This window comes from Actinomadura sp. WMMA1423 (genome assembly GCF_006547145.1).
In the GTDB taxonomy this organism is placed as follows: domain Bacteria; phylum Actinomycetota; class Actinomycetes; order Streptosporangiales; family Streptosporangiaceae; genus Spirillospora.
The window spans coordinates 7,901,578-7,926,935 of the sequence record NZ_CP041244.1 but is presented as its reverse complement, the minus strand read 5'-3'; the positions used below and the strand labels follow the sequence as shown (position 1 = coordinate 7,926,935).

General features: G+C 72.7%; 26 protein-coding genes and 1 pseudogene. 15 read left to right on the top strand and 12 right to left on the bottom strand.

The genetic code is table 11. The features are described from left to right. Positions 1-142: 142 nt before the first annotated feature. Positions 143-730 (bottom strand): hypothetical protein, encoded by a 588-nt coding sequence (locus FKD65_RS36725; protein ID WP_141583544.1) that lies wholly within the window; start codon positions 728-730, stop codon positions 143-145. A gap of 288 nt (positions 731-1,018) precedes the next feature. Here FKD65_RS36725 and FKD65_RS36720 point away from each other — a divergent pair, with 288 nt between their 5' ends. Beyond that, entirely contained in the window at positions 1,019-1,810 is a 792-nt protein-coding gene (locus tag FKD65_RS36720) for a GntR family transcriptional regulator (RefSeq protein ID WP_368367164.1), read from the top strand. A gap of 103 nt (positions 1,811-1,913) precedes the next feature. Here the strand turns inward: FKD65_RS36720 and FKD65_RS36715 are convergent, their stop codons facing one another. Further along, positions 1,914-3,251 (bottom strand): class I SAM-dependent RNA methyltransferase, encoded by a 1,338-nt coding sequence (locus tag FKD65_RS36715; RefSeq protein WP_141583540.1) that lies wholly within the window; start codon positions 3,249-3,251, stop codon positions 1,914-1,916. Further along, the gene (locus FKD65_RS36710) at positions 3,244-5,277 is read right to left on the bottom strand and encodes an APC family permease (protein ID WP_141583538.1); all 2,034 of its coding nucleotides are present in this window, start codon (positions 5,275-5,277) and stop codon (positions 3,244-3,246) included. Before FKD65_RS36710 ends, FKD65_RS36715 begins: the two co-directional genes overlap by 8 nt. A gap of 248 nt (positions 5,278-5,525) precedes the next feature. Between FKD65_RS36710 and FKD65_RS36705 the strand changes: the two genes are divergently transcribed. Together FKD65_RS36705 and FKD65_RS36700 are read left to right on the top strand one after the other, a co-directional pair. Further along, on the top strand, positions 5,526-6,191 hold the full coding sequence (locus tag FKD65_RS36705; protein ID WP_141583536.1) for a TrkA family potassium uptake protein: 666 nt from the start codon (positions 5,526-5,528) through the stop codon (positions 6,189-6,191). Then, on the top strand, positions 6,191-6,850 hold the full coding sequence (locus FKD65_RS36700) for a TrkA family potassium uptake protein (protein WP_141583534.1): 660 nt from the start codon (positions 6,191-6,193) through the stop codon (positions 6,848-6,850). The genes FKD65_RS36705 and FKD65_RS36700 overlap by 1 nt, the downstream gene beginning before the upstream one ends. A gap of 200 nt (positions 6,851-7,050) precedes the next feature. Here the strand turns inward: FKD65_RS36700 and FKD65_RS36695 are convergent, their stop codons facing one another. Further along, on the bottom strand, positions 7,051-7,746 hold the full coding sequence (locus FKD65_RS36695; RefSeq protein ID WP_240809774.1) for a DUF3159 domain-containing protein: 696 nt from the start codon (positions 7,744-7,746) through the stop codon (positions 7,051-7,053). Between the two features lie 28 nt (positions 7,747-7,774). Then, positions 7,775-8,107, bottom strand: coding sequence for an OB-fold nucleic acid binding domain-containing protein (locus FKD65_RS36690; RefSeq protein WP_240810395.1), 333 nt, complete (start codon positions 8,105-8,107; stop codon positions 7,775-7,777). 231 nt (positions 8,108-8,338) lie between these two features. Here FKD65_RS36690 and FKD65_RS36685 point away from each other — a divergent pair, with 231 nt between their 5' ends. Continuing rightward, a complete protein-coding gene (locus FKD65_RS36685) occupies positions 8,339-9,814 on the top strand; it encodes an MFS transporter (RefSeq protein ID WP_141583527.1) in 1,476 nt (491 codons plus the stop codon). An 82-nt stretch (positions 9,815-9,896) separates the two neighbouring features. On the opposite strand, the gene FKD65_RS36680 is transcribed toward FKD65_RS36685, so the two are convergent. The 3 genes from FKD65_RS36680 to FKD65_RS36670 form a co-directional block, all read right to left on the bottom strand. After that, positions 9,897-10,721 carry a hypothetical protein gene (locus tag FKD65_RS36680; RefSeq protein ID WP_205718378.1) on the bottom strand — a complete coding sequence of 275 codons (825 nt, stop codon included), beginning with the start codon at positions 10,719-10,721 and terminating at the stop codon, positions 9,897-9,899. A 70-nt stretch (positions 10,722-10,791) separates the two neighbouring features. Beyond that, on the bottom strand, positions 10,792-12,150 hold the full coding sequence (locus FKD65_RS36675; protein WP_141583524.1) for an FtsX-like permease family protein: 1,359 nt from the start codon (positions 12,148-12,150) through the stop codon (positions 10,792-10,794). Further along, positions 12,147-12,950 carry an ABC transporter ATP-binding protein gene (locus FKD65_RS36670; RefSeq protein WP_141583522.1) on the bottom strand — a complete coding sequence of 268 codons (804 nt, stop codon included), beginning with the start codon at positions 12,948-12,950 and terminating at the stop codon, positions 12,147-12,149. The genes FKD65_RS36675 and FKD65_RS36670 overlap by 4 nt, the downstream gene beginning before the upstream one ends. Before the next feature lie 231 nt (positions 12,951-13,181). Here FKD65_RS36670 and FKD65_RS36665 point away from each other — a divergent pair, with 231 nt between their 5' ends. Continuing rightward, the gene (locus FKD65_RS36665; RefSeq protein ID WP_141583520.1) at positions 13,182-14,462 is read left to right on the top strand and encodes an ArsB/NhaD family transporter; all 1,281 of its coding nucleotides are present in this window, start codon (positions 13,182-13,184) and stop codon (positions 14,460-14,462) included. Positions 14,463-14,491: 29 nt separating this feature from the next. Beyond that, complete coding sequence (locus FKD65_RS36660; protein ID WP_141583518.1) at positions 14,492-15,193, top strand: PIG-L deacetylase family protein; 702 nt, start codon at positions 14,492-14,494, stop codon at positions 15,191-15,193. Between the two features lie 199 nt (positions 15,194-15,392). Here FKD65_RS36660 and FKD65_RS36655 read toward each other — a convergent pair whose 3' ends face one another. Both FKD65_RS36655 and dut read right to left on the bottom strand, forming a co-directional pair. Beyond that, positions 15,393-16,220, bottom strand: coding sequence for a DUF3710 domain-containing protein (locus FKD65_RS36655; RefSeq protein WP_141583516.1), 828 nt, complete (start codon positions 16,218-16,220; stop codon positions 15,393-15,395). A gap of 3 nt (positions 16,221-16,223) precedes the next feature. Continuing rightward, entirely contained in the window at positions 16,224-16,724 is a 501-nt protein-coding gene (dut, locus tag FKD65_RS36650; protein WP_205718377.1) for a dUTP diphosphatase, read from the bottom strand. Between the two features lie 222 nt (positions 16,725-16,946). Here dut and FKD65_RS36645 point away from each other — a divergent pair, with 222 nt between their 5' ends. The 9 genes and pseudogenes from FKD65_RS36645 (at position 16,947) to FKD65_RS36615 (ending at position 21,713) form a co-directional block, all read left to right on the top strand. Then, positions 16,947-17,645, top strand: coding sequence for a hypothetical protein (locus FKD65_RS36645; RefSeq protein ID WP_141583511.1), 699 nt, complete (start codon positions 16,947-16,949; stop codon positions 17,643-17,645). Next, entirely contained in the window at positions 17,642-18,232 is a 591-nt protein-coding gene (locus FKD65_RS36640) for a MauE/DoxX family redox-associated membrane protein (RefSeq protein ID WP_141583509.1), read from the top strand. Before FKD65_RS36645 ends, FKD65_RS36640 begins: the two co-directional genes overlap by 4 nt. After that, positions 18,229-18,690 (top strand): hypothetical protein, encoded by a 462-nt coding sequence (locus FKD65_RS36635; RefSeq protein WP_141583507.1) that lies wholly within the window; start codon positions 18,229-18,231, stop codon positions 18,688-18,690. Before FKD65_RS36640 ends, FKD65_RS36635 begins: the two co-directional genes overlap by 4 nt. Then, positions 18,687-19,241, top strand: coding sequence for a hypothetical protein (locus FKD65_RS36630; protein WP_141583504.1), 555 nt, complete (start codon positions 18,687-18,689; stop codon positions 19,239-19,241). The genes FKD65_RS36635 and FKD65_RS36630 overlap by 4 nt, the downstream gene beginning before the upstream one ends. After that, positions 19,229-19,396, top strand: coding sequence for a hypothetical protein (locus tag FKD65_RS44590; protein ID WP_168221296.1), 168 nt, complete (start codon positions 19,229-19,231; stop codon positions 19,394-19,396). Before FKD65_RS36630 ends, FKD65_RS44590 begins: the two co-directional genes overlap by 13 nt. An 18-nt stretch (positions 19,397-19,414) precedes the next feature. Further along, positions 19,415-19,969: a hypothetical protein gene (locus FKD65_RS45145; RefSeq protein WP_205718376.1), complete on the top strand. Its 555-nt coding sequence runs from the start codon at positions 19,415-19,417 to the stop codon at positions 19,967-19,969. 27 nt (positions 19,970-19,996) lie between these two features. Then, positions 19,997-20,068, top strand: a pseudogene (locus FKD65_RS46735) (DUF6412 domain-containing protein); the annotation flags it as partial. Positions 20,069-20,116: 48 nt separating this feature from the next. Next, positions 20,117-20,335 carry a hypothetical protein gene (locus FKD65_RS36620; RefSeq protein ID WP_141583502.1) on the top strand — a complete coding sequence of 73 codons (219 nt, stop codon included), beginning with the start codon at positions 20,117-20,119 and terminating at the stop codon, positions 20,333-20,335. A 76-nt stretch (positions 20,336-20,411) separates the two neighbouring features. Beyond that, complete coding sequence (locus tag FKD65_RS36615) at positions 20,412-21,713, top strand: cytochrome P450 (RefSeq protein ID WP_240809773.1); 1,302 nt, start codon at positions 20,412-20,414, stop codon at positions 21,711-21,713. 36 nt (positions 21,714-21,749) lie between these two features. On the opposite strand, the gene FKD65_RS36610 is transcribed toward FKD65_RS36615, so the two are convergent. Continuing rightward, positions 21,750-22,637: a metal-dependent hydrolase gene (locus FKD65_RS36610; RefSeq protein WP_141583497.1), complete on the bottom strand. Its 888-nt coding sequence runs from the start codon at positions 22,635-22,637 to the stop codon at positions 21,750-21,752. Between the two features lie 126 nt (positions 22,638-22,763). Next, positions 22,764-25,289: a valine--tRNA ligase gene (valS, locus tag FKD65_RS36605; protein ID WP_141583495.1), complete on the bottom strand. Its 2,526-nt coding sequence runs from the start codon at positions 25,287-25,289 to the stop codon at positions 22,764-22,766. Positions 25,290-25,358: the final 69 nt, after the last annotated feature.

The following is a 25,358-nucleotide window of genomic DNA, read 5'->3' as shown; positions in this document are numbered from 1 at the left end:
TCGCATCGCTCTCACGCGGCTCACACGCTACCGGTTGGCGGCCACGGCCCCGGGCCGTCCGCGCAGGCTCCCCGGCCGCCGCGCAACCGGGGGCGCAGACCGGGATGACCGGGGCCTGAGCGGAGCATCGCCCGCCCCCGGCTCATGACCGAGCCAGTAGCCCGACGATTTCGACCTCCGCTCCTGTGATGTCGGACGCCTCGCGGATCGGGTCGCCCCAGTGCGTCCAGAACCAGTCGCGGTCGGCGTCCGTCGGCCGCGGCTCGCACGTGATGCGCACAGCGCGCGGGGTTCCGCCATCGGTGGTCGCCACGGTGATCTCGGGAGCGCCGATGTCCACCTTGTAGCCGCGCACCCCCATGCGGCGGGCGAGCGCCTGAAGCTGAGGGTGGAGCTCCAGCCCGAGCAGCCGCACGATCTTCAGGGCGACCTCGTCCACGGCGTCGAAGCCGCCGAGGTCGTTGCCGGAGTCCCAGATGAACCGACCCCGGGACGCGCCGACCGACCGGGCGATCCCGGTCCGCATCCTGGTGACGATGCCGACACCTTGCTCGATAACCGTCGCGTCGCGCTCCGCAAGCACCTTGCTCAGCGCAAGGAGGGCGCGCCCGCAATCGGCGGCGTCCTGATGGGACAGCAGGTTCCACAGCGCGTCGGCGGAACCGGCACCCAGGTTGATCGCCTTCTCGTCACCGCCTTCCCGAACGGCGCGGTACGGGAGGGACGGCATGTCACTTCCCTCGATCCTCCACCCTGGGAATTCTGCCCTTAACTCCGCAAGGCGAGCTTCGAGCTCGTCGGCGCGGGGCGGCGGTTCGGCTTTCATCCGCTCTGTAGGAGACTGGTCCGCGTGACCGGACGTGGCTGTACACATGATCACACTCCTCGACGTAGCCACCTTTAGGGGGGCTAAAATCGGCTTCGAGGTGAGATTAAGTCACCTCGGGCCTGCGCGCAATAGGGGCCCTAAAGTTCGCCAGGCAAGGACCGGAGAATCGATCACGTGGACCTGAGGACATTGCGGGACATCTCCGCTATAGCTGACCCGATCGAGCGAGCGCGGGCGGTCAGCCGCGCCATGACCGAGCAGCAAGGGCTCACCGAGGAGGCGGCCCGAATTCGCCGCGGCGCCATCGCAGAGGCGCGCGAGGCCGGCCACAACCTGGAGGACATCGCCAAGGCACTCGGCGTGACACCCGGCCGCGTCTCGCAGATGCGCAAGGGGCCGGTCGCCAAGGCACCCGCCGCGCCGGTCAGCCAGGGACCGCCGGTCATCGTGCAACGTGCCCTCCCTACCGACCCGGCAACCCGCGGGTCGGCGTCGCTCTTCCTCACCGAGGCCGAGCGCCAGGGCATCAAGCCCGGCCGCCGAATGCTCTACATCGGCACCGAGCCCGCCAGCGAGCACGTGGCCGCCTGCCTGCGCGTCGAGCCTGGCGAGGACGTCTTGGCCCGCCGCAAGATGATGACGGCCGACGACGTGCCCGTTCGCATCGCGACGAGCTATTTCCGTGCCGATCTGTTCGCCGGGACGCGCATCGCCGAGCCGGAGTTCGTCAAGCCGTCACTGCAAGCCGCGATCGTCGCACTCGGCTACGCGTTCGGACATGCGGAGGAGACGCTCACCGCCCGGCCGGCCACGCGGTTCGAGGCCGACACGCTCAAGCTCGACCCCGGCGAATGGGTCGTGCAGGTGCTGCGCGCCTCCTACTCCACCGAGGGGACGCCGATCCACACGCTGGAAACGATCTGCTCGGCGACGCGGCACATCTTCACCATCGGCCAGGTCGGCGGCCTCGACGAGTTCTGATGCGTACGCGGTTCCTGATCCAGAACGCGATGGGTAACGCGCACCGTCCGCCGGGCGGGGGGCCGCCCGCCCGACGGCCGGACGGTCGACAGGCGGGCGGCGGTCAGCCCTTGATCAGGGTGGCGAGGCACTCCACGTGGTGGGTCATGGGGAAGGCGTCGAAGGCTCGGAAGGACTCCAGGGTCCAGCCTCGTTCGCTGAAGTAGGCGAGGTCGCGGGCCAGGGTCGCCGGGTCGCAGGAGACGTAGGCGATCTTGCGGTCGGCGATCCGGGTGATGTGGTCGACCACCTCGCGGCCCGCGCCGGTGCGGGGCGGGTCGAGGACGACGAGGTCGGCCTTGCGGACGCGGGCGCCGCCCTGGTGGCCGGTGCCGCGCTTGTTCTGCGTGCGCGAGCTCGATGACGCGCGGCCGAACTCCAGGTCGGCGACGACCTCCTCCACCGGGCCGCGCTCGATCGAGACGTTCGTCAGGTCGCGCAGGTTGAAGCGGGCGTCGCGGACGGCCTGGCCGTCGGACTCGACGCCGACGACGAGGCCGTCGGCGCCGACGCGGTCGGCGAGGACGCCGGCGAACAGCCCGACGCCGCAGTACAGGTCGAGGGCGATATCGCCGGGCTTCGGTTCGAGGGCGTCCAGGACGGCGTCGGCGAGCAGTTGCGCGGCGCCGGGGTGGACCTGCCAGAAGCCGCTGCCGCTGACCTGGTAGAGCCGGCCGGACACCTCTTCGCGGACGTAGGGCAGGCCGGCGCCCGGTTCGGGCTTGCCGCGCACGAGGCGGACCGGGACGTCCAGGCGCGGGACCCGGATCTTGCGGCGGTCGCGGCCGCGCAGGACGACCAGGCGGTCGCCCGTGGTCGCCGAGACCACGCCCTCGACGCCGGACGCGCCCGGCCAGCGCTTGCGCTCGATGCCCATCAGCTCCACGCCGGGGTGGGCGATCAGGCACTCATCCACGGGCTCGATGTCGTGCGAGCGGTGCTTGCGCAGGCCGACGACGCCGGAGGAGACCGAGAACTGGACGCGGGTGCGCCAGCCGAGGCCCGGCGGGGGCGTCACCTCGCTGTCGACCGGGTACGGGACCTCCTCGACGACGACCGTGCGGGTGATGCCCGCGAGGCGCTCCAGCTGCTCCTGCACGACCGCGGCCTTGAGCGCGCGCTGGGCGGGCAGGGAGGCGTGCTGCCAGTCGCAGCCGCCGCAGCGGCCGGGGCCGGCGAACGGGCAGGGCGGCCGCACCCGGTCCGGAGAGGCCTCGATGATCTCCACGGCGTCGGCGCGGAGGAAGTTCTTCGTGCGGTCGGTGACGCGGGCTCTCACCCGTTCGCCGGGCAGGGCGTGCCGGACGAAGACCACGCGCCCCTCGTGCCGGGCGACGCAGAAACCGCCGTTGGCGACGTTGCCGACCTCCAGTTCGAGGACGTCGGGTTCGAGTTCAGTCACGGTCCGAAACACTACCGGCACCGGGGGGTGCCCCGGTCCGCGGCGGGCGCCGCGACGAGCCCGGACCCGGCGGCTCCTTGCGTCCCTTGAGGCGGTCGGAGGACTGGAGCTGCCACGCGACGCTCGTGACCATCACGCCGGGCTGGAACAGCAGCCGGCCCTTCAGCCGCAGCGCGCTCTGGTTGTGCAGGAGGTGCTCCCACCAGTGGCCGACGACGTATTCCGGGATGAACACGGTGACGACGTCGCGGGGGCTCTTGCGCCGGACGCCCTTGACGTAGGACAGGACGGGGCGCGTGATCTCCCGGTACGGCGAGTCGAGGATCTTCAGCGGGACGGGGATGTCGAGGGCGTCCCACTCCTCCTGGAGCCGCTGCGACTCCTCGGCGTCCACGGCCACGGTCACCGCCTCCAGCGTGGAGGGGCGGGTGGCCCGGGCGTAGGCCAGGGCCCGCAGCGTCGGCTTGTGGATCTTGGATACGAGCACGATGCCGTGGTTGCGGGCGGGCAGCGCGACGTCCTCGCCGGAGGGCACCAGCTCGGCGGCGACCCGGTCGTAGTGCCGCCGGATCGCCTTCATCAGCATGAACAGCACCGGCATCGCGATGCAGACGATGTAGGCGCCCAGCGCGAACTTGGTGATCAGCACGACGACCAGGACGATGCCGGTGAGCGTGGCGCCGAAGGCGTTGATCCCGCGGGAGGTGCGCATCCGGCGGCGCTGCGCCGGGTCGCCCTCGGCGGCCAGGAGCCGGTTCCAGTGCCGCACCATCCCGACCTGGCTGACGGTGAACGACACGAAGACGCCGACGGTGTAGAGCGGGATCAGCCGGCTGACGGACGCGTCGTAGGCGTAGATCAGCAGCCCGGCCATGGTGGCGAGGATGATGATGCCGTTGCTGTAGGCGAGCCGGTCGCCGCGGGTGTGCAGCTGGCGCGGCAGGTAGCGGTTGCGCGCGAGCACCGAGCCGAGCACCGGGAACCCGTTGAACGCGGTGTTGGCGGCGAGGAACAGGATCAGCGCGGTCATGGCGGTGACCAGCGCGAACCCGGGGGTGAAGTTGCTGAACACGGTGTGCGCCACCTGGGCGATCACCGGGTCGGCGTCGGTGACGGGCTTGCCGGTGGACGGATCGATCAGGTGGCTGCCCTGGTCGGGCTCGGCGAACTTGGCGTCGGTGATGTAGGCGAACGCGGTCACGCCGCCGAACAGCGTCATCGCGACGAGGCCGAGCATCAGCAGGGTCGTGGCGGCGTTCTCGCCCTTGGGCTTGCGGAACGCGGGCACGCCGTTGCTGATCGCCTCCACCCCGGTCAGCGCGGCGCAGCCGGAGGAGAAGGCCCGCAGCAGCAGGAACACGAGGGCGAACCCGGCGAGGCCCATCTCGTCGCCGCGGACCTCGTAGTGCGCCGTCTCGGCCTCCAGGTGGGTGCCCGACAGCAGCCGGACGATGCCCCACGCCAGCATGCTGAAGACCGCGAACATGAACAGGTAGGTGGGGACCGCGAAGGCGACCCCGGCCTCCTTGAGGCCCCGCAGGTTCCCGAGGGTGAGCAGGACGACGATGGCGATCGCGACGACGACCTCGTGCGGCTGCATGAACTTCAGCAGCGCGCCGAGGTTCTCCACGCCGGACGACACCGACACCGCCACGGTGAGGACGTAGTCGACCAGCAGCGCGCTGGCCACGACGACGCCCCAGTTGTCGCCGAGGTTGGTGGTGGCGACCTCGAAGTCGCCGCCGCCGCTCTGGTAGGCCCGGACGTTCTGCCGGTAGGAGGCGACCACGGTCAGCAGGATGACCACGACGGCAGCGGCGAGCCACGGTGTGTAGTGGTACATCACCAGGCCGCCCGCGCCGAGCGCGAGGAGGATCTCCTGCGGGGCGTAGGCGACCGACGAGAGCGCGTCGCTCGCGAAGACGGGCAGCGCGATGCGCTTCTTCAGCAGCTGCTCGTGCTGCTGGGAGCTGCTCAGCGCGCGGCCGAGGAGGAGCCGCTTCGCGAGGTCGGGAACCTTTGACACGCAACGAGACTCTAGCCGCTGCCGGGCGGGCCGGATCGCCGGGTGGCGGCCGGGCTTCCCGGCGGCCTCGCCGCCCCGGCGGATAGCTGGTTGGGTAGTACTCGCCTGGGCGGATGTGTAGGTTTGCAGGCCGGCAGGGATCATTCACAGGAAACGGTCCTCGGGCGCGGCACGGTGACGGCGGCGAGTGCCGTGCCCGGCGCGGGGGGGACAGGGGGAACGTCCCCTGGACGGAAGAGGGAACGGCCGTGCATATCGTGATCATGGGATGCGGGCGGGTCGGCTCGACGCTCGCCCACATCCTGGAGGACAAGGGTCACTCGGTGGCCATCATCGACCAGAGCCCGGAGGCGTTCCGCCGGCTGCGCAGCGGGTTCCGGGGCCGCCGCATCACGGGCTTCGGGTTCGACCGGGAGGTGATCGCCGAGGCGGGCATCGAGCGCGCGTCGGCGTTCGTGGCCGTCAGCAGCGGCGACAACTCCAACATCATCTCCGCGCGGGTGGCGCGCGAGACGTTCGGGGTCGACAACGTCGTGGCCCGGATCTACGACCCGCGGCGGGCGGAGGTCTACCAGCGCCTCGGCATCCCCACGGTCGCGACCGTGCGGTGGACGGCCGACCAGATCCTGCGCCGCCTGCTCCCCGAGGGCGCCGAGCCGCTGTGGCGCGACCCGACCGGCGAGGTCGTCCTCGCCGAGCTCGACTCCGGCCACCTGTGGGTCGGCGAGAAGGTCGGCGCGCTCGAGGAGCACGCGCGGACCCGTGTGGCGTTCCTGTCCCGCATGGGCGAGGCGCTCGTCCCCGAGCGGGACACGGTGATCCAGGACGGCGACATCGTGCACATCATGGCCGGGGCCGACGATCTGGAGCGTGTCAACGCCGCCGTCGCGGCGCGGAACGGGGAGGACGCCTGATGCGGGTCGCGATCGCTGGGGCCGGCGCGGTGGGCCGCTCCATCGCCCAGGAGCTGCTGGAGAACGGCCACGAGGTGCTCCTGATCGACAAGAGCCCGAAGGCCATCAAGGTGGAGATGGTGCCCCGCGCGGAGTGGCTGCTGGCCGACGCGTGCGAGATCGCCGCGCTGGACGACGCGGCGCTGGAGCGCTGCCAGGTGGTGGTCGCCTCCTCCGGCGACGACAAGGTCAACCTCGTGGTGTCGCTGCTGGCCAAGACCGAGTACGGGGTTCCGCGCGTGGTGGCGCGGATCAACCACCCGAACAACGAGTGGCTGTTCAACGAGTCGTGGGGCGTGGACGTCGCGGTCTCCACCCCGCGGCTGCTGTCGGCGCTGGTCGAGGAGGCCGTCAGCGTCGGCGACCTCGTCCGGCTGATGACGTTCCGCCAGGGCGAGGCGAACCTGGTGGAGCTGACGCTGCCCGAGGACGCTCCCCTCGGCGGCGAGCGCGTCGGATCGGTGCCCTGGCCGCGCGACACCGCCCTGGTGGCGATCCTGCGCGAGGGCCGGGTGCTGGTCCCCACGTCCGACGACACCCTGGAGCCCGGCGACGAGCTGATGTTCGTGGCCAGCCAGGACGTGGAGGACGAACTCGCCGAACTCCTAGGCGGCAGATGACTGGCATTTCTCTCCTCCTTCGGGCCTGGCGGCCCTCCATCGTCGAGAAACACGGGCGATCGCCGGCATCGCTCCGACTCGCCTGGCGGCTCACTGCGCGATCAGGTTCTCGCACGCTCGAACCTGCCTTCGGACGCGATCGCGACCATTGAGGTTGCCGCGTGGTGCGGCGGGGGCCGAGTCAGGCGCAGAAGTCGAGGTCAGGCGGGTTCTTCGGTTTCTTTGGGAGTGCTAGGCCCGAGGGGGGTGCGGCCGCGGGCGAGGAGCCAGACCATGGCGGCCAGCGCGGCGACCTGGAGCGGCCAGCCCATCGCTATCTTGGCGGTGCCGAGCAGGCCGCTCTGGTCGCCGTCGGCGAGGTAGATCGGGTACTGGACGGCGACGCGCACGACGCAGGGCAGCACGAGCAGCCAGGTGAGCCGGGAGCACAGCTTGACGATCCCGGGGTCGGACCGCCAGGCGGTCGGGTCGCCGGTGACCGATCCGATGATGAAGCCGACGATCGGCCAGCGCACGACGATCGAGAAGATCATGGCGGCGCCGTAGCCGGCGTTGAGCAGGATGCCGGGCAGGAAGGCGTCCTCGGCCTTGCCCGAGCGCAGCGCGAAGAACGCGGCGATCGCGATGCCGACCAGGCTGTTGAGGACGAACTGGGGGCTGGAGCGCTGCGCGAGCCGGACCAGGAGCAGCAGCACCGCGGCGCCGACCCCGGCGCCGACGGCGAGCTTGATGTCCTCGACGGCGATGTAGGTGCCGGTGAAGGCGATCGTCGGGACCGCCGCCTCGGCCATGCCGCGCACGCCGCCGAGCGCCTTGTTGAGCTGGGCGCGGACGGCCGCCTCCACGGTGTCGTGCGCGGCGGCCTCCCGCGCGGTGCCCGTTTCCACTTCGCTCACGTCGCTCTCCCGGCGGATCGCCGCGGCCTCACGCGCCGCCGCGCAACTCGTATCGCGGATTGAACATGACCTTGCGCCCGTCCTGCTCGCTCACCAGGCCCTCGGCCCGCAGCCGCCGCCCCGGGTCGATCCCGGCGATCTTGCGGCGGCCGAGCCAGACCAGGTTGATCACGTCGGTGCCGTCGTAGAGCTCGGCCTCCAGGGCGGGGGCGCCGCCCCGGGGACGGAGGGTCACGGTACGTAGCGTACCCGCCACGCAGTGGCGCTTGCGCGCGGCGCAGTCGGTGATCGGCGTCGCGCCCTCGTCGCCGGCGGTCTTCTGCAGTTCCTCGGCCTCGAGTTCGGCCTTGCTGGACGCCATGCGCCGCAGGAAGCGCCGCAGCCCGCCCTTGCCGTGCTCCCGCCCGCCGGGCTCCGCCCCGGGAGACGTGCCGGCCGAAACCTCGTCCATACCTCGAAGCGTATGGCATCCCCGGACGAAGCGGACCCCATGCCCCACCGCCGGATCGGAGCCCGTCCAACTGTGGAATGGAGCATTCCGTTCTGCTACTATCGGAACAGAGCATTCCGCTCCAAGTAGAAGGGACGGACCATGACCGCCACCCTCGAAACCCCGGCCGCCGGGACCGGGACCCGCCCCGGCGACGGCGCCGCGCCGACCCCGCGCCGCTGGCTCGGCCTCTCGGCGATCCTGGCCGCCACCCTGTTGAACCTGCTCGACTCCACCGTGGTGAACGTGGCCGCGCCCGCGATCCGCGCCGACCTCGGCGGGTCGTACTCCGCGCTGCAGTGGACGGTCGCCGGCTACACGCTCGCCCTCGCGGTGGCGCTGCTGACCGGCGGCCGGCTCGGCGACATGTTCGGGCGGCGGCCCGTCCTGCTCGCGGGGGCGGCCGGGTTCATGGCGATGTCGGTGGCGTGCGCGCTCGCCTGGTCGCCGGAGAGCCTGATCGCCGCGCGGGTCGCGCAGGGGCTGTGCGCCGCGGTGATGGTCCCGCAGGGCTTCGGGCTGATCCGGGACCTGTTCGGCCGGGACACCGGGAAGGCGTTCGCGCTGTTCGGGCCGGTGATCGGGCTGGCCACCATCCTCGGTCCGGTGGTCGCGGGCCTGCTGATCGACGCCGACCTCTTCGGCACCGGCTGGCGCGCGATCTTCCTGGTGAACGTGCCGGTCGGCGCCTACGCGCTGGCCGTGGGCGCCCGGGCGCTGCCCGCCCCGGCGGCCGCGGACCGGTCGGGCGGCCTGGACGGCGCCGGGATGCTGCTCGGCGGCCTCGGCATGAGCATGCTGGTGTACCCGCTCGTCCAGGGCCGCGAGCTCGGCTGGCCCGCCTGGTCGCTCGCACTGCTGGCCGGCTCGGTCCCCGTCCTCGCCCTGTTCGCCCGGCACCAGCTGCGCCGCACCCGCCGGGGCCGGACGCCGCTGGTCCGGCTGAGCGTGTTCGCCGACCGGGCCTACGCCTCCGGGGTCCTGTTCGTCGTCGTCTTCTTCGGCGCGATCGCCGGGTTCTCGCTCGCCACCGGCCTCTTCCTCCAGCTCGGCCTCGGCTACACGCCGCTGGCCGCGAGCCTCGCCATGTCGTCCTGGGCGGTAGGAGCGTTCGCCGGGTCGGCGTTCAGCGGCATGACCATGGCCAGGCTCGGCCGCAGGATCCTGCACCTCGGCCTGGCGCTGATGGCCGCGGGCCTGACCGCCCTGTACGCGGTGTTCGAGGCGGTCGGGACGGGCGTCGGCGGCTGGCACCTGGCCGCGCCGCTGCTGCTGTTCGGCGCCGGCATGGGCATGATCTTCGTCCCGCTGTTCGACGTCATCGTCGCGGGCATCGCCGACCACGAGGTGGGCTCCGGCTCGGCCGCGCTGGAGTCGGTCCAGCAGCTCGGCGCGTCCCTCGGCATCGCGGTCCTCGGCACGGTCTTCTTCGGGGTGATCGGCGCCCCCGTGGCCGGGCGCTTCCCGGCGCCGGCCGCGCTGGAGGCCGCGGAGCAGGTCACCGCCCTGACCGCCGGGCTCACCGCCGCCGCGTTCCTGATCGCCTTCCTGCTCCCCCGAGGCGCCCGCGCGCACTGATCCTCCGCCCGCCCTGGCCCGCCGTCCGCGAGGGACGGCGGGCCAGGGCGTTCGCGTCTCCGCCGAGCGCCCCTCGGGGTGCTCAGGCGGTCGCGAACCGGACGGCGGAGATCGCGATGACCGCCGCCGCCACCGCCCAGTAGGCGCCCGAGGCGAGGGCGACCACCCGGACGCGGCGGCTCTCGGGCAGGGCGGTGAACGTGAGCAGCCAGGCCAGCAGGGGCAGGACGAGGATCGCGTGCATCGTCACGAAGTGCGCCGGCTTCAGCGCGGCGACCACGTGGTAGGCGGCCTGCTGGTCGCCGGACCGCACCGCCCGGACGCCGCGGGCGATCATCGCCGCGCCCGAGGCCAGCGCGAGCACCAGCGCGGCGAAACCCGACCGGACGGCCAGCCGCATGCTCGGCGCGACCTCCTCGTTCCGGCGGAAGGACGCGACCGCGAGCGCCACCAGCGTGACGATCAGGACGCCGCCGCCCGCCGCGAGCGCCCGGGTGACGGCGGTGTCGAACGCCGTCTCCTCGTTGAAGTGGGACGGCACCTTGCGCCACGCCTGGAGGGTGATGAGGGCGACCTCCACGACGCAGTCGGCCGCGAACACGCCGAGGACGGCGGTCCGCACGCGGTCGCCGAGCCGGACGGACGCGCTCACCCAGGCGATCGTGAGCAGCGTCAGCCCGAACGAGAGCCCGAAGGTGACGGGTTTGCGCCACGACACCGGCCCCGTCCACGGGCCGCCGTCCACCGCGAACACGACCAGGTGCAGCAGGCCGGAGGCCACCAGCGCGGCACCGACCGCGTAGGCGGCGCGCTCGACGCGGCGGCCGCCCGTCCAGTACGCCCCCAGGCCCTGGACGGCGGCCGCCACAGGGAACCCGCCGCGCGAAGCCTCCACCGGTCCCGCCATGTCCGCTCCCTGAAATGAGTGAGTGCTCACCCAGTATGAGTGAGCACCCACGCGAAGACAAGCCGGGCGGTCAGCGGAGTGCGGCCTCCACGGCGGGGACGCGGATCGCGCGCCGGGTCGCCGCCCAGCTCGTCGCGCCGGTCAGGACGGCGGCCAGGGCGACGACCGCGAGGAAGGTCCACGCGTTCCCGACCGGGAGGGCGGAGTCGCGGCGGGCGAGGCCGAACGCCACGATCGTGAAGGCCGAGGCGACCGTCCCGCAGACGACGCCGGTGACCGTCAGCACCGCCGACTCCAGCGCGACCGCGGTGAGCACCTGGCGCGGGGTCGCGCCGGCGAGCCGGGTCTGGCCGAACTCGCGGCGCCGGTGCGCGGTCGCCGCGATCAGCGTGTTGACCAGCATGATCGCCGTGAACAGCACCACCATGCCGATGACGACGAAGTTGAGCGTCTCGATGCTCTTCTGCTCGGCGTCCTTGGTCAGACCGGCCGCGTCCATCGCCTCGTTCTCGATGGCCTGGGCGTACAGCGTGCCCACGGCGGTCCCGACGAACAGGATGACCGGCGTGACCGCGGAGGCCAGCGCGCCCGCCCGGCGGCGCATCGTGGACACCGCGAGGTCCCCGGCCGCGCCGCCGAGCGCCCGCAGCAGCGGGGCCGCCAGCGCCGTCGCCCCGCGCATGATCGCCGGTGCCAGCAGGGCCAGCCCGATCCCGGCGAAGATGTCGGCCTGTCCGGAGGTCGCCATGGCCTCGGTGCCCTTGCCGTCCATCACCGTGAGCGTGGTGACCACCTCGGACACGGCGACCAGCAGGAACAGCACCGCGAAGACGACCCGCTTCCGGCTGAGACCCGTGTCCCCCGTCGCGGCCGCGGTCATCGACTCCGTCACCCGGACGCGCGTGGCGCGGCGCGCGGTGATCAGCGCTGCGATCACCGCGGACACGACCGTCACGCCGATCCCCATCGACATCGCGACGGGGCCGAAGTGGTAGCCGATGTCCTCGGGGACCTGGCCGGTCCCGTGCAGCAGCCCGAGCAGGGCCCGGCCGGCGGGGTAGGCGGGGACGGCGCCGAGCAGCGCCGCCACCACGGCCAGGCCCGCCGCCTCGCCGACGATCATCCGGGAGAGCTGCGCCGGCGTCGCGCCGACGCTCTTCAGCAGCGCGATCTCCGACGCCCGCTGCCGGACCGACAGCGTCAGCGTCGAGGTGACCGCGAACACCACCAGCAGCAGTCCCCAGCCCCCGACGACGTTGGCGATGGTGACCAGCGTCTCCTTGGCCTCCCCCGTGGCGCCGCCCGCGGCCGCCGTGTCGAGCATCGAGCCGAACGCCATGATGATCGCCGAGCCGAGGAACATCGCGAGGAAGCTCGCCGTGAACGCGCTCGCGCGGCGGCGCAGCGAGCGCAGTGCCAGCTCGATCATGACCGCGCCTCCGCCATCGCGCGCTGGCGCTCGACCTCGTCGGCCAGGTGCGTCATCCGCGCGGCGACGCTCTCGGCGGTGGGCGCGACCTGGTGGCCCACGATCCGGCCGTCGGCCAGGTACAGCACGGCGTCGGCGTAGGACGCGGCGACCGGGTCGTGGGTCACCATCACCACCGTCTGCCCGAACGCCTCCACCGACTCGCGCAGCAGGCCGAGCACGTCGCGGGCGCTGCGGGTGTCGAGTGCGCCGGTCGGCTCGTCGGCGAACAGCACGCGCGGCCGGGTGACCAGCGCCCGCGCGATCGCCACCCGCTGCTGCTGCCCGCCGGACAGCTCCGCGGGCACGTGGCCGAGCCGGTCGCCGAGGCCCACCCTCTCCAGGACGGCCCGCGCCGCCTTCTTGTCCACCTTGCGGCCCGCGAGCTTCAGGGGGAGCACCACGTTCTGCATGACCGACAGCGTCGGCAGCAGGTTGAACTGCTGGAAGACGAACCCGATCCGCTCCCGCCGGAACTTCGTCAGCGCCGTCTCCCCTTCGCCCGCGAGCTCCGCGCCCTCGACGAAGACGCGGCCGTCGGTGGGAAGGTCCAGGCCCGCCGCGCACTGCAGCAGCGTGCTCTTGCCCGACCCGGACGGGCCCATGACCGCGGTGAACGACCCGGTCGGCAACGACAGCGAGACCCCGTCCAGCGCGACCACCCGGTTGCCCTCGGCGCCGAACACCCTGCGCACGTTCTCCAAACGGAGCGCCTCACCCGGCGCCTCGCGCGCCGGCTCCGGTCCCCTGCGTCCGAACATCGTCCTCACCTCTCCGCCCGGCGCCCCCGCCTGGGACGCCTTCCGAACACGAAGCTACGGACGGCCGGGGCCGCCGGGGATGGGTCCAGCACTCCGATCGGGGTAGGCAAAACCCCACCATCGCCGGGCCCGGTCTCGTCCGCGGCGTGCCGGGACCGTTAGAGTCGCCCGTGGCGCGCCGGGAAGTCTGGTCGGCAGGTCCCGTCATCCGTATGCCGTCCAGGAGGTTCTGTGCAGGCCACCGCCGCGGTCGTCATCTTCGTCTGCGCGTACGTGCTGATCGCGTCGGAGAAGGTGCCGCGGACGGCGGTCGCGCTCGGCGGCGCGGGCCTGATGCTCCTGCTGCACGTCACCGACGCCGAGGCCGCGTTCTTCTCCCCCGAGTCCGGGATCGACTGGAACGTCATCTTCCTGCTGCTGGGCATGATGGTGATCGTCTCGGTGCTGCGCCGGACGGGCCTGTTCGAGTACGTGGCGATCTGGGCCGCCAAGCGCGCGCGGGGGCGCCCCTACCGGCTCATGGTGATGCTGATCGTGCTCACCGCGGTGGCGTCCGCGCTGCTGGACAACGTCACCACCGTCCTGCTGATCGCGCCGGTCACGTTCCTCGTCTGCGAGCGGCTCGCGCTGCGGCCCGAGCCGTACCTGGTCGCCGAGGTCATGGCGTCCAACATCGGCGGCACCGCGACCCTGGTCGGGGACCCGCCCAACATCATCATCGCCAGCCGGGGCGGCCTGTCGTTCAACGACTTCCTGGTCAACCTGGCGCCGCTGGTCGTGGTGCTGCTGGTCGTGTTCTGCCTGCTGTGCCGGTGGCTGTTCCGCTCGTCGTTCCGCTACGACCCGGACCTCGCCGCCGAGGTCATGGAGCTGGAGGAGCGGGAGGCGATCACCGACCGGCGGCTCCTCGCGCAGGGGCTCGCCGTCCTCGCCGTCGTGATCGCGGCGTTCGTGCTGCACCCCGTCCTGCACTACGAGCCGTCCGTGGTCGCGCTGCTCGGCGCCGGGCTGCTCGTCGCCGCGACCAGGGTGACCACCGAGGAGGCCCTCGCCGAGGTCGAGTGGCCCACGCTGGTGTTCTTCGCCGGCCTGTTCGTGATGGTCGGCGGCCTGGTCGAGACCGGGGTCATCGGAGAGGTCTCCAGGGCCGCGGCGGACGCCACGCAGGGCCGCCTCGGCGTCGCCTCGATGCTGCTGCTGTGGGCGTCCGCCGGGCTGTCGGCGATCGTGGACAACATCCCCTACGTCGCGACGATGAGCCCCATCGTCGCCGACCTCGTCCACCAGTACCCCGGCACCGAGGGGCACGTGCTGTGGTGGGCCCTCGCCCTCGGCGCCGACCTCGGCGGCAACGCCACCGCCATCGGGGCCAGCGCAAACGTGGTCGTGCTCGGCATCGCCGCCCGCAACGGCACGCCGATCAGCTTCTGGTACTTCACCCGCTACGGGCTCGTCGTCACCTTCGTGACGATCGCCCTGTCGACCCCCTATCTCTGGCTCCGTTACCTGTGACCGCCGTCCCGATCCGCGAGGATGGGGGGATGGACGAGGTGCCTGAGGACTGGGAACGCGCGCTCGCGATCGTGGCGCACCCGGACGACCTGGAGTACGGGACGTCGGCGGCGGTCGCCAAGTGGACGGGCCAGGGAAAGACGGTGACGGAGGTGCTGGCCACCCGCGGGGAGGCCGGCATCGACTCGATGGATCCGGACGAGGTGCGGCGGGTCCGCAGCGCCGAGCAGGTCGAGGCGGCGCGGATCGTCGGTGTGGGCACGGTCGAGTTCCTCGACCTTCCGGACGGCACGCTGGAGTACGGGCTGCCGCTGCGGCGGACGCTCGCCGCGGCGATCCGGCGGCACCGGCCCGAGGTGGTGCTGTCGGTGAACTTCCGCGAGAGGTTCCCCGGCGGCGGCTTCAACATGGCCGACCACCGGGTGCTCGGCCTCGCGGTCGCGGACGCGATCAGGGACGCGGCGAACCGGTGGGTGTTCCGCGACCTCGGGCTCGAACCGTGGCAGGGCGTCCGGTTCGCGCTGTTCGGCGGGTCGCCGGAACCCACCCACTACGTGGACGTCACCGGCCACCTGCGGGCCGGCATCGACTCGCTGCTCGCGCACCGCGTGTACTTCGCGGGCCTCGGCGACGGGTTCGACGCCGAGGCGTTCCTCACCGGCGTGGCCGAGGAGGGCGGGAAGGCCGCGGGGGTCGAGCACGCGATGACGTTCGAGATGATCGGGTCCTAGTGGCGGGCGTTGGGCCGCCTGCCCTTGTTGTGCTTGCTCCGCTTGCGGGCCCGGCGCTTGCGCGTCTTCTTCGACATGTCCCGATTGACCGCCCGTAGGCCGGTCCAAGACAAGCGATCGGCCGGGCGCCGCAAGCACGAACCCGCCCGCCCGCACGTCCGAAAAGGCGTGCGGGCGGGCGGGCCGGGTGCTCGCGGGGTCAGCGGACCTCGGTGATCTCCGGGCCGCGCTCGAACGGGTCGAAGGTCTCCACGGCCCCGTCCTGGTCGTCCTCGCCGGCCTCGCTGAACTCCTTGGGGATCTGCAGCTCCAGGAGCTCGCGGGGCGGCATCGGGGCGTCGCCGCGGTTCACGACCACGCCGCTCAGCACGTCCTCCAGGACCTGCCACTGCTCCTCGTCCTCGATCGCGGCGCCCTGCACCACGGCCTGGAGGAACCAGCGGGGGCCGTCGACGCCGAGGAAGCGGATGATCTGCGGCGCCCAGCCCTGCTCGACGAACTCCGCCGGGATCTGCTCGCGGACCTCCTCCGGCATCTCGGCGAGGACCTCCTCGGTCAGCGCCGCGGGGACCATCGCCAGCAGCTCGGGACCGAACGGGCCCTCGCCCTCCTGGGTCTGGCCCTGGGCCTCCTCCTGGATGTCCTTGGCGGTCTCACGGCGCACGTCGTCCCAGATGCCGCTGCGCTTGGGCGCGGCGAACACCTGGAGCTGCATGGCGCTCTCCTCGTACTGCACGAGCACGGCGACGGGCCGCCCGTCGAGCGGGTTGCCCTCCTCGTCGACCTGGGTCGCCTCGAAGTTCACCTGGAAGCCCAGCCCCGGCGCGATCGGCACCTGGAGGGACCCGAAGTCCAGCCGCTGCATCTCGGGGAAGGAGTCCTCGGAGTCCCACGGGCCGCCGCCCGCCGCTCCCGCCTTGGCCGACCCCGCCTCGGCGGGAGCGTCCTCGGCGTTCTCCGCCTGCTCCTCGGTCACCTCGGGACCCTCCGCGGGCTCCTCGGCCTGCCGGCGACGTCCAAAAGCCACGACTCACACTCCTTCTCGACTGTGCTCATTGTCCCCGGATCGCGGGGCATTGCCGAATCCGCCGGTGGAGCCGAACCCGCCGGTCCCGCGCGCCGATCCGGGAAGCTCGGTGACCTCGTGGAACACCGCGTGCTCGACCCGCTGGACGACCATCTGCGCGATGCGGTCTCCGCGCCGCAGTCTCACCGTGGCGCGGGGATCGGTGTTCAGGAGTGTCACCTTGATCTCACCCCGATAGCCGGCGTCGACCGTACCGGGTGCGTTGACGATGGTCACCCCCAACTTAGCGCCCAATCCGGACCGGGGGTGAATGAAAGCGGCGTAGCCGTCCGGCAGGGCGATCGCCATCCCGGTGGGGACGACGGCGCGCTCCCCCGGCGGCAGTTCCACGTCGACCGCCGCGACCAGGTCGGCGCCCGCGTCGCCCGCGTGGGCGTACTGGGGCAGGGGCAGCTCCGGGTCCAGCCGCCGGACCAGCACATCGACCTTGCTCACGGGCTCCACCTCACGCGTACCTGCCGGAGAACCTCACGACCCTACCCAGCGGGCGGGCGGCGGCCGCCGCCGAAACGCCGCCGCCGCGCGAGTCCGGCAGTTGACCCTACCCGGTCCCCGACCATGACCACTTCCGGAAGGTTTGACCCCGAAACGAGGTATGACGCGTAGCGTCACCATTGTTACCCGCGGTGCTTCTGTGGGAGTGCGTACCCACAGGAAGGGGACGGCATGGGCACACGCGAACGCGGCGTCACCCACCGGTCGCTGGACGGCGTGCGGATCCGGCTCACGGGAGACCACGACCTGCGGCGGCCGTGCACGTCGGTGGCGCGGATCGCCTCCGGCGGGCGGCTGCACGAGATCTCCAGCGGCACCCGCGAGGACGCCGAGGCCTGGGCGTCCGACATCGGGGTCGGCCGCTTCGAGCAGGAGTTCCGCATCCAGGGAGGGCGGCTTCGGGTCGGCCGGACGGCGACCCGCGACGCCGAGACGGGGCTGAGCGACCCCGTCCTCGCGGCCGTGTGGGAGGGCCGCCGCCACGCGGTGTTCACGCACCTCTACCACGGGCGCCCGGCGGACGCGGTGGCGTTCTTCGACATGGTGCGCCTGACCGAGCACGAGGACGGGATCACCGCCGTCCCGCGCGGCCGGGCCCGGCGGCCCGAGCCGGCCGAGACGGTCAAGGAGGTACCGGGGATCGGCCTGCTGGAGATCACCGCGCTGACCTCGGTGACCCGCAGGCGCCTGCCGCCGTGGCGCGGCGCCCCGGTCGCGGGCGGCGAGCTCTTCCGCGACACCGTGGAGGGGCAGGGCCCCTACTTCCTGCTCGCGCTCAGGTCGCTGCTGGTCACCGTGCTGCCCGAGGAGGACCGGGTGCGGGACGTCCCGCGGCGCCTCGCGGGGCTGGCGGTCGAGGCGGTCCGGTGACCGGACTCCTCGCCGGCATCGCGGCGGTCGCGGTCCCGCTCGTCCTGCTCGCGTCGCTGGCAGGGCAGGTCAGGCGCCCGGCGGCGCTGGCCGCCGCGGTGCGGGAGCACCGGGTGCTCCCGGCCGCCCTCGCCGGCACGGTCGCGGCGGCCGTGATCGCGGCGGAGGCGCTGATCGGCGCCGCCGGCGCGGCGGCGCTGCTCCTCCGGCTGGACGGGCCGGCGCGTGCCGCCGGCGGGGCGGCGGCCGTCCTGCTGGCCCTGTACGCGCTCTACGGCGCGCACGTGGCCCGCACCCGGCGCGGCGTCCCCTGCGGGTGCGGAGGCGACGGCACCCCGATGACCGGCTGGGTCGCGGGCCGGGCGGCCGCGCTCTGCGCGCTCGCCCTCGCCGGCGCCCTGTACGGGCCGCCGGCCTGGTCCACCGCGTACGAGTCCTCGGTCCAGGTCGCGGCGGGGCTGGCGTTCGCCGTGCTCCTCTGGACGCTCCCGCAGGCCATGACCGTCACGAGCACGACCGTCACGAGCACGACCGTCAAGAACACGACCGTCAAGAACACGACCGTGGAGAGGAGGACGGCCGGATGAGCTTCCAGAACAGCGCGCTCCTGCTGTCATGGGTGGCGATCCTGCTGCTCGCCCTGGTGGTCGCCGGTCTCGTCCGGCAGGTCCACGCGCTCGGGCAGGGGGCCTCCCGGCCCGCCGCGCTCGGCCCCGCGGTGGGCGCGCCCGCGCCCGCCTTCGACCGGCTCGGGCCCGGCCTGCTGCTCTTCCTGGACCGCGACTGCGGCGTGTGCGCCGACGTCCTCGCCGCCGTCCCGGCCGACCGGCCGCTGCACGCGGTCTTCGCGGGGCCGCCGCCCGAGGAGGCGTCCCGTCCGGGCGTGACGGTCCTGACCGGCGAGCAGGACGGCCTGTTCGCCGACTACGGCGTCCCCGCCACCCCGTTCGCCGTGCTGGTCGGCGCGGACGGGCGCGTGCGGGCCGCCGAGCCCGTCGGCTCCCCCGAAGCCCTCCGCGCACTCACCCTGGAGGCGGCACGATGATCGAACTCGAAGACGTCCCGCCGCTGCGCGGCCCGCGCCCGGAGGGGGCGCAGCGCGTCCGGCGTCGCCCGGCGCCCGCGGACGAGCCGCGGCTGCGGCCGGTACGCCGCAGCGTCCTCACCGGACTCGCCGCGGCGGGCGCCACCGCCGGGCTGAAGGCCCTCGGCGTCTTCCCGCCCGCGCGGGAGGCGCTCGCGTCGGGCTTCCAGCTGGTCGGCTACTACGACATCTATCCGCGCTGCCCCTCGTACGCGTCCAACCACAACTGCTCCCCCGGCTGCGGGCCCAGCCTCGTGTGCAGCGTGTGCTGCCGGACGAGCGGGAAGTACAAGGGCTTCCACAAGTCGGGCGTGTCGGATCCGGGGCGCTACAAGCTGCGCCCCAACCAGTGCTACGGCGGCGGCTACGACGGCTGGCTCTGGGCCTACGCCAAGAGCTGCGGCAGCTGCAAGAAGGGCGTCACCTGGCGCTGCCACGACGGCTGGAAGAAGTCCAAGAAGGGCAACTGGTACAAGACCATCTGCCGGAAGGCGATGGCGTGCAAGAACTGACCGCGGGGCGGCTGCGGCGGGGCGCGTCCGACCCGCTCCTCCCCGTGGCCGCCCTCGCGCTCCTGGCGGTGTCGGCCGCCGCCCTGGACGCCGCCGTCCTGTGCTGGGGGTCGATCGGCGCGCTCGCCGGGTTCTCCCTGTCGGGCAGCGTTTGAACGCGCAACAGCGAATCCGTGCTGTTCTCGCCAGGTTGGCGGGCCCCCGTACGGCAGGGCGAGGTCCTGGCCGTCTTCACTCTCGGGCTCCTGCTCGGAGGCACGCTCAGCGCGGCGGTGGTCTGGCTGCTGTCCGGCCTCTCCGCCCCGCTCCCGTCACCGGTCCGCGCCGCCGCGATCCTGGCCCTCGCCGGGCTGGGGGCCGCCCGCGAGGCCGGGCTCGTACGCATCCCCCTCCCCCAGAACGCGCGCCAGATCCCCCAGGAGGTCCTGCAGACCCACCTCCGCCGGGGCGCCCTCCAGTTCGGCTTCGAACTCGGCACGGGCGTCCGCACCTACGTCTCCGCCACGGCGCCCTACGTCCTGGCCCTGGGCCTGCTCCTCGCACACGAGGACCTGCTCACCACCGTCCTGGCCGGGACGGCCTTCGGCGCCGGGCGCGCCCTGAGCGCCCTCCTCACCTACCTGGCCCGCGACGGGCACCGGGACGCCGCGATGGCCGTCCGGATGCCGCCCGTGAAGACCGCGACGGCGCTCGCCTCCCTGTCCGCCCTCGCCCTCCTGCTCCTGTGACCCGTGGCAAACTGAGCCGCCTTCCTCCCGCAGCGCGACCCGGACGCGGCCGGACGGCCCCGCCCGCGCGCACCCGGAACGGGGATCGCGGCCGCCTGAGCGCGGCCGAGACGCCATCGATCCCACCGCCTCCGAAAGGTCCCTGCCATGTCCGACGTTCCCGTCTCGATCGCCGCCGCCCTCGTGGGCGGGCTGGCCGACGCCCTCGGCCCGGCGGCCGGCGTGCTCGCACGGGCGATGCCTTTCGGGACGATCGCCGTGGCGGCGTTCGTGCCCCTGGCGGCGGGGTTGTACCTGCTCACGTCCGGGGCGTGGACCGCCGCTGAGCGCGCCGTGCTGCACCGCCGGGCCGCCGCGGCGATCTGAGCGGCCTTGACGGATGTCCGGAAGGCTGGGTTCGATGGCAACCGAACGGCGTTCTGACTTACGAGGGCGGTGTGCGGTGACGACGACGGCGCGGGCGGGCACCCTGGGCGGCCCACCGGAGGACAACCTGTCGGACCTGGCCTTCTGGTCGCTGCCCCCGGAGCGGCGCCTGGCGGCGTTCGCGCGGCTGCGCGAACGCGGGCATCCGGCGTTCTTCCCGGAGCTCAAGCTGCCGTTCATCCGGACCGGGCCCGGCTACTACGCGCTCACCCGGCACGCGGACGTCGTGGAGGCCAGCCGGACGCCGGAGGTCTTCAGCAGCGAGCCGTGCTCGAACAGCATCGCGGACCTGCCCCGGTACATGGCCCGCTACTTCGGCTCGATGATCAACATGGACGACCCGCGGCACGCCAAGATCCGCCGGATCGTGTCGCGGGCGTTCACCCCGCGCGTGCTGTCCAAGCTGGAGACCGACCTCCAGGCGACCGCGACGCGGATCGTGGACGACCTGGAGCGCAAGGGCTCGGCCGACTTCGTCACCGACGTCGCGGCGCGGCTGCCCGTACAGGTCATCTGCGACATGATGGGCATCCCCGAACACCTGCGCCCGATGGTGTACGACCGGACGAACATCATCCTGGGGCTCGGCGACCCCGAGTACACCGGCGGAAGGGACGTGCTCCGCGGGGGGATCACCCGGATCGGCGTCCTGTACGGGCTGCTGATGGCGATGTCGGCGGGCTACGAGCTGAACCACCTGGCGATGAAGCTCGCCCGCAGGCGCCGCCGGCACCCCGGCGACGACCTCGTGTCCAGGCTGGTCTCGGCCAACGTGGACGGGGAGTCGCTGACCGACCAGGAGATCGGCTCGTTCTTCATCCTGCTCGTCGTGGCGGGCAACGAGACGACCCGCAACGCGATGACGCACGGGCTGAAACTGTTCACCGACAACCCCGAGCAGCGGGCGCTGCTGATGGAGGACTTCGACGCCCGCATCCCCGGCGCGGTGGAGGAGATCGTGCGGATGGCGACGCCGGTCATCCAGTTCCGGCGGACCGTGACCCGCGACCACGAGATGAACGGCCAGCAGTACAGGGCGGGCGACAAGGTCCTGCTGTTCTACAACTCCGCGAACCGCGACGCCGAGGTGTTCGGCGATCCCGACGCGTTCGACATCACCCGCTCCCCCAACCCGCACGTCGGGTTCGGCGGCCCCGGCCCGCACTTCTGCCTGGGCGCGAACCTGGCCCGGCGGGAGATCACGGTGATGTTCCGGGAGCTGTTCACGCGGGTCCCGCACATCCGGGCGAGCGGCGAGCCGCAGATGCTCTACTCCAACTTCATCAACGGCATCAAGCACCTGCCCTGCACGCTCTGAGCGGCGGCCCGCGCCCGCCGGCGCGCGGGCCGCGGTTCAGGACGCCCCGCGCCCCGCGGCCCGCGCGGCCGGCGACACCGCGAGGTAGTCCAGCGCCCGCTGCGTCGAGCACTCGCGCGACGGGTGGTAGTCGCGCCGCAGGTACGCGCGCCCGGCGGAGATCATGAAGCGGTTGCCGGGGAACAGCCCGCGCCGCACCGCCCGCCGGTAGTCGCGGATCCGCGGGCGGACGCCCCTGAGCGTCGGGTCGGCGCGGCACAGGAACACCGCTCCGGCGTAGACCATCAGGGGCAGCGCGAGGATGCCGAGGAAGAACGCGATGAAGCGCATCCAGTACCGCCCGGCCACGTGCTGGTAGACGTCGAACGCGACGGAGCGGTGCTCGACCTCCTCGGCGCCGTGCCAGCGCAGGAGGTCCATCATCGTCGGGTCGGCGCCGGCCTCGTCCAGCTCGCGGGCGTCCAGGATCCACTGCCCGAGGACCGCCGTGTAGTGCTCGATCCCGGCGATGACGCCGACCCGGACGAAGAGCCAGCGCTTGCGGGGCAGCAGCGGGATCCAGCACCGGTCGCCGAGGATCCGCCGGAACACCCACTCGATCCGGTCGGTCAGCGGGCGCGGGTCGAGGCCCTGCTCGCGCATCTGCCGGTCGAGGACGCCCTGGTGGGAGTAGGCGTGCACGGCCTCCTGGCCCATGAACCCCTTGACCTCGCGGTAGAGGCGCTCGTCGTCCCGCACGAGCGGGAGCGCCTCCTTGTAGACGTGCACGAACCACCGCTCCCCGGCGGGCAGCAGCAGGTGCAGGACGTTGATGAAGTGCGTGGCGACCGGCTCGCCCGGGATCCAGTGCAGCGGGGTGTCCGCCCAGTCGAACCTCACCCTGCGCGGCGCGATCACGGGATGCCGCTCGTCGATCTCGCTCATCCCGTCTCCCTCGCACGCCGCGCCCGGGGCCGCCGCCGCGCGGCGCGGGCCCGGCGCACCCCAATTAGACCAACGATCCAATATGTGGAGCGCGCCGGATCCGCGTCAAGCCCCGGCCGGGGTGATCTACGTCGCGGGGGCGAGCACGACGTCGACGGTGAGCGCGGCGGGGGCGGCCTCCAGGGTCAGCTCGGCGATCCGCCCGGCCGCGGCCAGGTCGGGCCGCGCGATCCGCGTCACCTCCGAGCCCCGCACGACCGCGCGGGACACGTCGGCGCGCATCGAGGCCCTGGCCTCCGACTTGGCCTTGCGGACCTGCCGGAGCGCCTCGCCGGTGGCCGCGAGGACGGCGGGGTCGCCGCCCGGCGGCAGCTCGGCGGCGGACGGCCAGCCGGCCGTGTGCACCGATCCGCGCCGCCACCACGACCAGACCTCCTCGGTCACGAACGGCAGCACGGGCGCGAACAGCCGCAGCAGGACCGACAGCGCCGCACGCAGCGCGGCCCGCGCCGACAGCGCCTCGGGCCCCTCCCCGTAGGCGCGCGCCTTGACCAGCTCCAGGTAGTCGTCGCAGAACTCCCAGAAGAACCGCTCCGTGCGCTCCAGGGCGCGCGCGTAGTCGTAGCCGTCGAACGCGTCCGTCGCCTCCTGGACGACCCCGGCCAGCGCCGCCAGCATCGCCTTGTCCAGCGGCTCGGTGACCGCCGCGTCCGGGCCCGCCTCCCCGAGCCCGAGCACGAACTTCGAGGCGTTGAGGATCTTGATGGAGAGGCGGCGGCCCACCTTGATCTGGCCGGTGTCGAACGCGGTGTCGGTGCCGGGCCGGCCGCTCGCCGCCCAGTACCGGATGGCGTCGGAGCCGTACTCGCGGAGCAGGTCGATGGGCGTGACCACGTTCCCCTTGGACTTCGACATCTTCTTGCGGTCCGGGTCGAGGATCCACCCGGACAGGGCGGTGGCCTTCCACGGCAGCGAGCCGTGCTCCAGGTGCGAGCGGACCACCGTGGAGAACAGCCACGTCCGGATGATGTCGTGCCCCTGGGGGCGCAGGTCGAAGGGGAAGACCCGGCCGAACAGGTCGGTGTCGCGCTCCCACCCGCCCGCGATCTGCGGGGTCAGCGACGAGGTCGCCCAGGTGTCCATCACGTCGGGGTCTCCGGTGAAGCCGCCGGGCCTGCCGCGCTGCCCCTCGGTGAAGCCGGGCGGGACGTCGGACGACGGGTCGACCGGCAGCGCGTCCTCGGCCGGCACGATCGGGTCGGTGTGGACCGGCTCACCGGAGTCGTCAAGCCGGTACCAGACGGGGATAGGGACGCCGAAGAAACGCTGCCGCGAGATCAGCCAGTCGCCGTTGAGGCCCTCGACCCAGTTCTCGTAGCGGGCCCGCATGTAGCCGGGGTGCCACTCAAGCTCCCTGCCGCGCGCGAGCATCTCCGCGCGGACGCCCTCGTCGCGGCCGCCGTTGCGGATGTACCACTGCCGGGTGGTGACGACCTCCAGGGGCTTGTTGCCCTTCTCGTAGAACTTCACCGGGCGGCTGATCTTGCGGGGCTCGCCGTCCAGGTCGCCGGACTCGCGCAGCATCTCGGCGATGCGCTCCTTGGCCGAGAAGACCGTCTTGCCAGCCAGCTCCCGGTACGGCTCGTCGGGGACGCCCTGCGGCGGGTCGGCGGCGAGCCGCCCGTCCCAGTCGATGATCGCGCGGGTCGGCAGGTCGAGCTCGCGCCACCAGGTGACGTCCGTGACGTCGCCGAACGTGCAGATCATCGCGATGCCGGAGCCCTTGTCCGGCTCGGCGAGCCGGTGGGCGAGGACCGGGACGTCCACGCCGAACAGCGGCGTGCGCACGGTCGTCCCGAACAGCTCCTGGTACCGCTCGTCGTCGGGGTGCGCGACCAGCGCGACGCAGGCGGGCAGCAGCTCCGGCCGCGTCGTCTCGATGTAGACCGGGCGCTCGTCGCCGTGGAACCGGATCCGGTAGAACGCGCCGGGGTGCTCGCGGTCCTCCAGCTCGGCCTGCGCCACGGCGGTGCGGAACGTGACGTCCCACAGGGTGGGCGCCTCGGAGACGTAGGCCTCACCGCGCGCCAGGTTGCGCAGGAACGCGCGCTGGGACGCCGTCCGCGCGGCGTGCCCGATGGTGGTGTAGAGGTGGCCCCAGTCGACCGACAGGCCGACGCGGCGCCACACCTCCTCGAACGCCTTCTCGTCGACCTCGGTGAGCCGCTCGCACAGCTCGATGAAATTGCGCCGCGAGATCGGCTGCTGGCGTTTCGCGTCGGGCTTGGCCGGGGGCTCGAAGTCCGGATCGTAGGGAAGGGACGGGTCGCACCGGACGCCGAAGTGGTTCTGCACGCGGCGTTCGGTCGGGAGCCCGTTATCGTCCCAGCCCATCGGGTAGAAGACCGCCCTACCGCGCATGCGGTGGTACCGGGCGACGGTGTCGGTCTGGGTGTAGGAGAAGACGTGTCCGACGTGGAGGGATCCGCTCACGGTGGGCGGCGGGGTGTCGATCGAGTACACCTCGCCGCGCGGCCTGGTGCGGTCGAAGCGGTAGACGCCGCCGTCCTCCCAGGCGCGTACCCACTTGTCCTCCAGGCCGTCCAAGGAGGGCTTCGGAGGGACGTTCGGAGTACGCGGCTGCTCTGTCATGAGGCCAATCGTATTGACATCGGCCCGGAGCGCAGGCCGATTACCGGCGCCGACGCGGTGATCACCTCC

What these genes read in the sequence shown, in the direction of transcription:
- FKD65_RS36620 (WP_141583502.1), top strand. Translation starts at nt 20,117, where the DNA reads ATGTCCGACGTTCCCGTCTCGATCGCCGCCGCCCTCGTGGGCGGGCTG.
- FKD65_RS36700 (WP_141583534.1), top strand. Translation starts at nt 6,191, where the DNA reads ATGCGGGTCGCGATCGCTGGGGCCGGCGCGGTGGGCCGCTCCATCGCC.
- FKD65_RS36660 (WP_141583518.1), top strand. Translation starts at nt 14,492, where the DNA reads ATGGACGAGGTGCCTGAGGACTGGGAACGCGCGCTCGCGATCGTGGCG.
- FKD65_RS36610 (WP_141583497.1), bottom strand. Translation starts at nt 22,637, where the DNA reads ATGAGCGAGATCGACGAGCGGCATCCCGTGATCGCGCCGCGCAGGGTG.
- FKD65_RS36630 (WP_141583504.1), top strand. Translation starts at nt 18,687, where the DNA reads ATGATCGAACTCGAAGACGTCCCGCCGCTGCGCGGCCCGCGCCCGGAG.
- FKD65_RS36725 (WP_141583544.1), bottom strand. Translation starts at nt 730, where the DNA reads ATGCCGTCCCTCCCGTACCGCGCCGTTCGGGAAGGCGGTGACGAGAAG.
- FKD65_RS36670 (WP_141583522.1), bottom strand. Translation starts at nt 12,950, where the DNA reads ATGTTCGGACGCAGGGGACCGGAGCCGGCGCGCGAGGCGCCGGGTGAG.
- FKD65_RS36680 (WP_205718378.1), bottom strand. Translation starts at nt 10,721, where the DNA reads ATGGCGGGACCGGTGGAGGCTTCGCGCGGCGGGTTCCCTGTGGCGGCC.
- FKD65_RS36685 (WP_141583527.1), top strand. Translation starts at nt 8,339, where the DNA reads ATGACCGCCACCCTCGAAACCCCGGCCGCCGGGACCGGGACCCGCCCC.
- FKD65_RS36690 (WP_240810395.1), bottom strand. Translation starts at nt 8,107, where the DNA reads ATGGCGTCCAGCAAGGCCGAACTCGAGGCCGAGGAACTGCAGAAGACC.
- FKD65_RS36635 (WP_141583507.1), top strand. Translation starts at nt 18,229, where the DNA reads ATGAGCTTCCAGAACAGCGCGCTCCTGCTGTCATGGGTGGCGATCCTG.
- FKD65_RS36645 (WP_141583511.1), top strand. Translation starts at nt 16,947, where the DNA reads ATGGGCACACGCGAACGCGGCGTCACCCACCGGTCGCTGGACGGCGTG.
- FKD65_RS36675 (WP_141583524.1), bottom strand. Translation starts at nt 12,150, where the DNA reads ATGATCGAGCTGGCACTGCGCTCGCTGCGCCGCCGCGCGAGCGCGTTC.
- valS (WP_141583495.1), bottom strand. Translation starts at nt 25,289, where the DNA reads ATGACAGAGCAGCCGCGTACTCCGAACGTCCCTCCGAAGCCCTCCTTG.